The sequence below is a fragment of the Enterobacter sp. CGMCC 5087 genome (assembly GCF_003144775.1).
Lineage (GTDB): Bacteria > Pseudomonadota > Gammaproteobacteria > Enterobacterales > Enterobacteriaceae > Enterobacter > Enterobacter cloacae_M.
Genome location: NZ_QFXN01000288.1, coordinates 1 through 9,206 on the forward strand (window position 1 = coordinate 1; position 9,206 = coordinate 9,206).

A 9,206-nucleotide genomic window follows, 5' to 3' on the forward strand; every position below is an offset into this window, starting at 1 on the left:
ATGCGTGCATCCCGCCCGCCACGCTCTCCGGTTATCTGCCCGGTGCCATTCAGCCTGAACTCCCGGTTTCCCCAGTGGCTGTCGTCAATACCCACCAGGCGATCCAGTACATCGTACCGGTATTGACGCTCCAGCACGTCATTCACCCGACCACCGTCCGGTGCCAGAGACTGACGCACCAGCAGTCCGGTGTCACTCCATTCATGCCGGAGCGAAAATCCCTGACCGTTGCTGCGCTGTTGTTCCAGGCCAGCCCCATTATGGCTGAACGTCAGCGGCTGATGACTCCCCACCGACAGCGCGGCCAGACGCCCCTGATGCCAGCTGAGCCCCAGTTCTTTCAGCAGTCCGTCAGCGACCACCCGCTGACCGGTTTCATCATAGACAGAACGAATCGCCTGCCCGTTAACGCGTTCACAGAGTATCTTACCCGACGGACTCCATTCATATTCCACCACCGCATCTGCGCCTGCGGCTTTCAGCAACCGCCCTGCGGCGTCATAGCTGAACGTCGTGATGCTTTCCTGCTCTCCGTCTGCGCGATAAGCCGTGATGTCGCTGAGGCGACGGACCTTATCGTAGCCATAACGCAGCACGCTGCCATCCGGCGCATGGCGGGCGTTGAGCTGTCCGCAGACATCGTACTCATACCGGTACAGCCGTCCGTCATAGTGACGCTCTTCGGATAACCGCCCGCAGGCGTCAAACCGGTATATCCACTTCTGACCATGGCTGTTGGTAACGCCTGCAAACTCAGCTTCCGCGTTATAGTGAAGCCTGACGGTGGCCCCCTCCGGGTTAGTTATCCCGGTAAGATTATCAAACGCCCCCCAGGTGTAACGGTTTACCAGCCCCAGTGCGTCACGTACGGAAGTCAGATTGCCCTCTGCATCCCATTTCAGATGACTTTCAGTGGCATTTTCATAACGCACCAGACAGGGCGCTTCACTGCTTCCCTTATATTCCCAGCGACGAAACAGTATTTTCCCGTTTTCCGGAACGATCCGGCGTTCAGTAAGACGATGCTGTTTATCATAGAGAAATTGCACCGGAGGTATGCCCGTTGATTCAATACGCTCTGCCAGCCCGTGCGCGTTATACTGCCAGTGCTGCTCACGACCATCCGGCGAATGCAGGAAGGCCAGCTGTCCCCGTTCTGTCCAGCGTTGTTCCCGGCGCCGGTTCTCCGGATCCTGAACTGCCAACAGCAGCCCCTGCGGGTCATGCTCATACTGCCAGACCGCACCACAGGGATCGGTATATGCCTGCAATACGCCTTCATCGTCGTAATCATAGCGCTGGCTGGTTCCGTCTGGCCGGGTGACGGCAACAACCTGCCCCCACGAATTCCTCTGGTATTCCGTGCGGTTGCCCAGCGGGTCGGTTTGTGCCGCAAGCTCGCCGTCCAGCCATTCAAAACGATTTTCCCCGCCATCAGCCTGACGACGACAGAGGATGTTATTTCTGTGGTCCCGGGTATAGCTCACAACTCCACCAAAGCCGTTATGGTAATGGCCGGTGAGGGTCTCATCGTCCCAGACATATCGTCCACGCCAGTAGTCGCCGGATGTTCTGTCGGTAAGCGCACGCCCCCTGTGGTCGTAAGTATGCTCCACCCACGTTTGCGACAGGTCATTCCACCGGAGCATCCAGCCTTCGGGGGAATAGCGATAATCGAAGCTTCGTCCTGCACCGGCACGCACTTCAAATAAATGTCCCTGTGTATCATAGCGATACGTAGCCAGCGTTTTAACCGCCCTTTTATCCCTGTCACACAATCTCAGTGTGGTGATGCGATTATGCTCAGTTTCAGCAAAAATCAGACGCCAGTCCGGCAGCACGATCCAGCGTAACGTTCCCCGGTCACGCAGCAGAGTAATACGGTTACCCGTGCGATCTTCCATTGACGTCAGATTAAGCTGTTTGCCTTGCGCATACTCAAACTCATAACGGACGCCGTCGACATGGCGTAGCCGGAGTTTCCCCTGTTCGCGACTCAGACGCCATTCGGGACCGGAAGCCGCCCGCTGATGCTGACCCTCATCCGGCGAAGCAAAGACATGCTGGTTGAACTCACCGTCAGTCAGCGTGACCAGTCCGTTATCCAAGGTCAGGTGCATATCCCACTGACAGCGCCAGAGTGAACCCAGCAGGCCAGAATGACGCTCGCCGGTGGAACGATAGAAACGGCGTAATTCCAGCGGAAAGAATCCCGGTACGGAGAAATCAGTACGCCAGTCCACGACAGCTCCGGTCGCCATATCAACCGGTTCACCTTCCGTCTGGCAATGTTTGCTGGAGGCCAGACAGGCCTCATCCTTTTTCAGCGCGTCCTGCTCAAGCCGTGTTTTATCCACGACTTCTCCCCGGTTGCGGCCTGCATTCACCGATACTGTTGCAGCTGAGATCCCTTCGGCATTTTTGCGTTCATAGCTGCCTTTAGGGCGTGCAGAATCCGATACACGGGTAACCACTTTCGAAACAAACTCATCAAACCTGGCCGTGATGTACGCCACTGAAGCATCAAATTTTTCAATGAGTCGTTCCAGCACATCCACCAGCGCACGAAACTCCGCGTGGATCATCTGCACAATCCAGCGGTTACTGGCCGCATCCGTCAGGGTTTTTGACAGGGCTGAATGTATCTCAGATAACAACGCCCGGGCCTGCGCGCCATAATGCTTAAGTTGCCCCTGCAGATAACTCAGCCCCTTCACCAGATTGCCGTCAGAGAGTCCCCTGATAGTGCGAATGGCAAACTGGATATCACCGGAATTGAGCAAATGGGATTTTTCCAGTCCGCGCAGAATGGCCCGCCCGGAGACTTTGATGGCATCCCCCAGACCGGGGACAAAACCGATGGCGCACAACACACCATCAGCAATATGTAGCGGGTCATTCAGGGAGTCCGGTTTTTTCCAGCTGTCCCATGCCCATTCACCGATGGCATAAAAATCGATGGCCTGCCCGACCACGGGCACAAAGCCCAGGGCAATCTGGCAGAACAATAAAAGCGCGGTGTTATCATCCCCCACATGGTCAGCCACTTCTGCGGCCAGACGGTGGTGAATTTTATTAATAGCCTCTTTGAATGCGATATTGCCCTGATTAACCTGCCGGTCGAGCTGGCGAAAACGTACATACGCGTCACGATAACTTTCCGGAATGGAGGTAAAAACTCCCCCCAGCCATCCGGTATCATTGACCGTCACCTGTTTATCGCTGCTGTCCTCAGCATCGTATTCCAGTAGCCCCTGCTTACGAAGCAGCAGAAACAGCGTGAAGTACTCTCCCGCCAGACGGGCATATTCAGGGTTTTCCTGCAGTACCGGGTTATTTGTCTCTGCCTTTTCCGGTTCAAAAGTGTCTGAACCTTCATCCAGCATCAGTTCAAACGTCCCGCATCCCATGTCGTAAATAAAACAAAGGCCGTCAGCGTCGGTCCGGCCATTAATCTGCGTGCCATTGCTGTCGGTCAGCACAAAGGGCGCATCAGGAACCGGCTTTCCGGAATCATAATGGTAATGAATCAGCGCCTCGCAGCCGCACTTAACGCAGCCTCCGGAGATTTTATTCTCAGTAGAAAAGTTCTTTTCAGCGGCATCGTTACTGCTTACCAGCGTTGCCGATTTATTTTCACTCATGACGTCATCCTTGTTTTACGCGTTATCCATCATTTCAACCGCTTTACGGTAAAGACGGTCCATGCGACTGCCGGCGGGGGTATATTCAGCGTCCCTCATAATGGCCTGTGCCCAGGCTTCACCGATAAAGCCGGGATGGAGTTCGCTCGCCAGCGCCAGATAGCGCACAATGTCACGGTCATGACGAAAACCAGATTCAAGGGCCTGCTGGTAGTGCTGTTCAGTAAACTGCTGCAGCTCGGTGTTTTCTGTATCGTGCCAGCGGGGATGGTGCTGCCGGAGGTGGGTCATATAGCGTTGCAGGGTATTAAGAAGAGAAGGCGTCAAAATGGCCTGCCACTGTAGTGGGCTGAGTATTCGTGGTTGTGTGATATTGAGGGAATGTTCACTGTGATGGGTCAGTTCCAGCCTTTCAGCCGGACCATCGGGTGCAAGATGCCAGAATTCAGCAACAGGTCCGAAGAAAGCCTTTGCTTCAGGATGGGTACTGGCCTCCAGCAGCGGACGGACAACCTGCCAGTCGGCAAGGCGTAACGTCACATCGTCCTGTTCAGGCGTGGTCACCAGCAGCCAGGAACGCAGATGCTGTGAAAGCACCTGCAATTGCTTCTCTTCACTCCGGGAACTGTGCTTCCAGGACAACCGGACACCTACGCCCCAGCCGTCAAGGGTGAGGACATGTTCTTTCACTTGTTCCCAGTTATTCGTATTGACCGGGATGATATAGGGCGAAATGGACGCATGAATGGCCCCAGCCTTATCCCGGTACAAACGCGTCCGTTCATTCTTTCCGGACAACTTTTCGGCCAACCATGGAACAGAATCATTAATGGCAGCTTCAGCAAGAATAAAACAACCGCCTTCTGCCAGTGTCTGGCGCCATTGAGTATGTGTAGTTTGATGATGTAAAAGAAAAGGCTGCAAAATCGCCACGTGTGACGCTCCCAAAATATCATAACGTTCAGATAAGAAAATAACTTTAAAGGCATTGTTAATTATCAAATTGAAAAACGTCTAACAACAGCCCTTGCATTTTCAATTGAGACGTTGATAAGAACCGGGATTCATATCATCCTCGATAAAGAAATAACCATTTTTTTTCTCATATTTCATATCAAACAACTTAATTGACACATCTGCATCTCCACCACAAATAGCAGGAGCATTATTTTCACGCACACTAAAAAACACATACCTTTCATTTTCCTTCTGATATTCAAAAGACAAACACTCAGGCCTTAGCGTGGTCAAACTATTTCCTTTTATTTTCTTTAAGGCAAGCTCGGATAAATTATCCATATCCATCCCAGCCTGAACAGAAAAAGAAAAAACAAAAAAAAGCAAAAGCAAAAATGAAAAAAGAAAGCGATTAATCATATTCATATAAATCATACCCACTCATGACTTTAATTAGTTTATTTTCATACGAAGGGTCAGTTGCATAACCTGCTTTCGCAATTTCATGCACAAACCTATTTGGTTCCGTAGCAAACGAAAAAGCCAGTTTATATCGTTTATTCTCAGATAAGAACCTGCCATAATCATCTGCCGATTCTCCATAATCATGATATGCCCTGAACGATTGTGTTTTTGAAACATAATGCCCATTTTCATACTCATGAGTCGTAAATGATGCTGTTTCACCTGAGGCAGACTTACCTTTAATTCCAAAATAAGCGTTATTTTTGACTTGCCTCCCCCATCCAGACTCAAGACCCGACTGTGCCAGCAATACTGAAACGGGGACCTTCCATTTCGGATTTATACTACCGCCGCACCATTCGCTCTCATGTTTGATCACAATAATGGCGTATCAGTTTTGATGTGTATTACTCAATCAGAACATCCATTATTTTTTTAACTAAAATTAATTTTGGAATATGCATATTGAAGTCATCAAACGGTTGAGAATTCGTAACTATCAAACTGATCTTTCCCTCAAGAAACTTCAATCGTCCCTCACCGCTACCACCGAATGAGATCACGCTGGCATCTCCATCAAGAACACCGGATATAGTAGAAGATTTTTTATCGCAATCGATTCTATTGCCACCAGAATTTATGAAACAATAATGACCAGAAATCTTTCCATTATCTTGAGTAAGATTTAACGTATACGATGAATTTTTATCGAGAAATACCCAGCACCCTGTAAAATCACTTGCATCGCAAGATAGAATCCAAAAAAAAGTAAAAATAGGTAGTATTTCATGTATCCGCCTGTAAACAATCATCAACCCATCCCAACCAACCAACCATTTAAGAATTTGATTTGCGTATTTGGTATGCCATTCGTAACTGTAAGAGATCTATAGTAGTGTTTATGTACATTAGCTAAGTGATGAAAAAAAATAAATTTGGTCACTAATTGAATTAATATAATGAACCATCCATAACGTTGCTCACTTGCAATTTGGAGTCATATTCTGTGTTGGTAAATGTTCTAACATCAGAATGAGGCGACAGGATGGTTCACTCTGCCACATATGTTATGCTATCCGGCATTCCCAACAACATCACCCAGCTTAGCGCTTTGAGCATCTCCTTCATTTCACCCATACGCATGGATTTCATCATTAATATATCATATCCAGTTTTTTCTAAAAATCGTGATCTCATATTTGATGCTTTATTTTTACTGCCGTGGAGCGTTCGGGTCATCACCATAATCAACTTCACACTTACCAGCATCCAGCACAGTTATAAATTTTGAATCATTAAATGTATATGCAATGTTCTCGCATTTATTATTTATTTTTCCAGTTGGCGGAATATTTGAACCCTCAATCCATATCATACTACTTTCAGGATAAAACTCTGGCATAAAATCCACGGGGACTGGAGTGCCATTGGCATGGTATGAAAAATATGCTTTATTGCCGTTAAATTCAGGGAGTTCAGAAACTGTTTCCCCTGAGATTTTATCAATCACCCAGCCGCAGACCCAGCGCTTGTCTCCGCATTCTTTAGGCAACTCACCGTTCCAACTCAGATAAAGGCGGTAATGACCTGCAAAGTTAACAGGCTTGACAAGCTCTCGTTGCATGGTTTGCTTCCATTTATCGGTATAGTTCTGCTGCTCTGTTGATAGCGCAATTTTTTTTGCAAATGGCCCTTTACTCACAACAACAGGATAATCAGAAAACTGTGGATTATCCTTATCAGCAAACGCTGTGCCGGTAAAAGTCAGCAATGCAAAGCCCAGAAAAAGATTATTGAGCTTCATTTTTCGAGTCCTTTAATTTCTGAATCAAATCATCTGGCATAATAAATACCTTATTCAGTTTGTCGCCATTGTAATATCCAATACCATCAACGTTCGCATAACGCTTTTTGTGTACAAGGTTGTGATGTTTATCACGAACAAATGACCCGTCAGGATTTTTTTCAAACTCATGTGGGTCAGGGCTGATTTTTTTGCCCTGTTTCACGCCCACCGATGCAAATTCCATCGCACAGGCATAGGCAGCCTCGTCCACGCTACCATCCCCTTCCAAATACGCAATAATAGCCGGTCGTTTAACTTTAATAATATATTCGTTAAAAATCCTGTCCTGCATTGCTTCGTCGTACAACGAATTCATATCCAGATGAAGAACCCTAATAGCCTCATTGAGTCCTGGGGGAGTTATCTGATACCGTCCGGTCGCAAACATTTGGTTAACCCCCTGTGCATCTATCACCTGCTGAAGAGTCATCGAAGTCAGGTTGGTATTACGATGCACCTCTGTCTGGGTCGGGTGCGGGTGCGGATATGTCTGGTTATAGGCGGTATAATCGTTCCGGGATTCGGCATTACAGATGAGGTTTGCAAATGCGCTGTGCGCCCAGCCTCGCTTAGCCCCTCCAATAACTGCCAGAAACTCAACCGGATGAAAATGCCATACCGCTTCATCTTTGCTGAACTCCGGCACCTGGCTCATCCACTCATGCGCATCCAGCCACTGCTGAACATAAGCCAGTGAGTCGCCTGACATTGTGGCAAGCACACCATTCCATTTTGGGTTAGTGCTGCCGCCATGCCACTCACTTTCGTGTTTTACCACCAGCCTGCGTAGCAAAAAATCAACGTACAGATTCCGGTGCCGTAGCATGTCGGATACAGAGTCCCGATTCTCGTTCTGTATATTCTCCGGAGTGTTCACCTTTTCCAGCTCGTCAGCCATTCTGGTGTAATACGCCTGCAACTGCCCGGACTCCATGTCGCGTCCGGCCCATATTTGGCTACTCAACCAGCGAAACGCATCAATGACCCACTGCTGTTCCAGACTGCGGAGTTGGTTCTTCGCAGGCTCCTGCCCTATGGCTTTGAATTTCAGTTTCGTCAGGTCGTTCTGACTCACCGTTTCCACATCATCCTTGCGTATCCAGGTGCCGGGACGGATTTGCAGATACGCCACGCTGGCGCTGTCTGTCGCAGACGTGGCTGATTCGGCCGGGATGATATCTGCAGCATCTCCCCGGTTTGTCAGGTCCACCGGCTCAAAGGAATAGCTGCTACCTTTCTCTTCACGCTGGTAAAGCTGTTTTCCTTCAGGAACCAGCAAAAACTGGCGTCCGGTATGCAGCTGCGCCGGGTTATTAAGAAACAGCGGCATCCGCCCGTCGTTGCTCAGTACCTCGATGTGCGAGAACCAGTCGGCCGTTACATTGCTAAACTCGTCCGGTACCTCTTCTTTACCTAAAAATCCTATCGCATCACCGGCCCTGATGGCCGTCATCACCTTAGGACACACCACGGTATCAAACTGCCCCGCCTTCAGCGCTGCCGACATCCAGCCGGGCAGATAACTGTACTGCTCACCAACAGGCGCCACATACTCAGGACGGGCGGAAGTCCAGAACTTATCCCCCACCGGAGCACCGCCTTTCAGTCTTTGCGCCAGGCCAAACACCTCCGCCTGTCCGTTGTGCAGCAGGAACGTTTCCTGCCGCTCAATCAGCACCTGCTCACCACTATGAAGACGGGCTTTATGAGAGACTTCAGGGGGTGCTTTCTGCCCCGACACCTCACTGCCGCTGTACTGACGCATGATGAGACCGTTGCCCCTGGGGGTCACCTGATACACCGTCCATTTCGGGTAACAGGAGAGCGGCGCAAGGTGCATATACAGCGTGTAAAAACACAGCCAGGTGGACGAATCTTTTGTCGGTTTATGGACCGAGCGCACCAGCAAAAATGACGGCGAGTACTGCAGCGGTTTGTCGCCGAGATTGCCCATAACGTAATCCTGGCACACGCGCCAGGCCACCAGTTCTCCGCTGGCAATACACTGCAGCGGTACCGCACCGTCACCGGTATCCGGCGTCAGCACCGACCAGGGCACCGTATTGCGGCTGATATGTATGCCGCCGTGCCACATGTCATTGGAGCCCGACAGCCAGCGCCCGTGTTTTTCCTGGCGCAGCAGAGTCAGTATGTCCTCCTGACGGTCAAAGTCTTTGCCGTTTGCATTCCTTATCGGATAACGCGTTTCCATCGGGACGACCTTTTTTGTCTAATCAATGACTTTCAGCGAGAGATAAGCTTTCTCACATCCGGAAGGGGTTCTGGTGTCAGCG

The 9,206-nt window shown here is 49.8% G+C and carries 7 protein-coding genes; all 7 read right to left on the reverse strand.

Annotation, left to right across the window (positions count from 1 at the left end; translation table 11 throughout):
* Positions 1-3,644 (reverse strand): DUF6531 domain-containing protein (locus DEO48_RS24715; protein ID WP_109846562.1); only part of this gene is annotated, 3,644 nt, incomplete at its 3' end.
* A gap of 15 nt (positions 3,645-3,659) precedes the next feature.
* Positions 3,660-4,577, reverse strand: a complete 918-nt coding sequence (locus tag DEO48_RS24720; RefSeq protein ID WP_109846567.1) for a DUF4123 domain-containing protein — start codon at positions 4,575-4,577, stop codon at positions 3,660-3,662.
* A 102-nt stretch (positions 4,578-4,679) separates the two neighbouring features.
* Positions 4,680-5,036, reverse strand: a complete 357-nt coding sequence (locus DEO48_RS24725) for a hypothetical protein (RefSeq protein ID WP_109846563.1) — start codon at positions 5,034-5,036, stop codon at positions 4,680-4,682.
* Positions 5,014-5,445 carry a glycoside hydrolase family 73 protein gene (locus DEO48_RS24730; protein ID WP_181367053.1) on the reverse strand — a complete coding sequence of 144 codons (432 nt, stop codon included), beginning with the start codon at positions 5,443-5,445 and terminating at the stop codon, positions 5,014-5,016. The genes DEO48_RS24725 and DEO48_RS24730 overlap by 23 nt, the downstream gene beginning before the upstream one ends.
* A 28-nt stretch (positions 5,446-5,473) precedes the next feature.
* A complete protein-coding gene (locus DEO48_RS26630; RefSeq protein WP_146198333.1) occupies positions 5,474-5,878 on the reverse strand; it encodes a hypothetical protein in 405 nt (134 codons plus the stop codon).
* Between the two features lie 401 nt (positions 5,879-6,279).
* Positions 6,280-6,870 carry a hypothetical protein gene (locus tag DEO48_RS24735; protein ID WP_109846565.1) on the reverse strand — a complete coding sequence of 197 codons (591 nt, stop codon included), beginning with the start codon at positions 6,868-6,870 and terminating at the stop codon, positions 6,280-6,282.
* Positions 6,857-9,124 (reverse strand): hypothetical protein, encoded by a 2,268-nt coding sequence (locus DEO48_RS24740; RefSeq protein ID WP_109846566.1) that lies wholly within the window; start codon positions 9,122-9,124, stop codon positions 6,857-6,859. Before DEO48_RS24740 ends, DEO48_RS24735 begins: the two co-directional genes overlap by 14 nt.
* Positions 9,125-9,206 lie beyond the last annotated feature (82 nt).

Excerpts from the sequence above, each read along its gene's own strand:
- DEO48_RS24725 (WP_109846563.1), bottom strand. The coding sequence starts at position 5,036 with ATGATTTATATGAATATGATTAATCGCTTTCTTTTTTCATTTTTGCTT.
- DEO48_RS26630 (WP_146198333.1), bottom strand. The coding sequence starts at position 5,878 with ATGATTGTTTACAGGCGGATACATGAAATACTACCTATTTTTACTTTT.
- DEO48_RS24735 (WP_109846565.1), bottom strand. The coding sequence starts at position 6,870 with ATGAAGCTCAATAATCTTTTTCTGGGCTTTGCATTGCTGACTTTTACC.
- DEO48_RS24740 (WP_109846566.1), bottom strand. The coding sequence starts at position 9,124 with ATGGAAACGCGTTATCCGATAAGGAATGCAAACGGCAAAGACTTTGAC.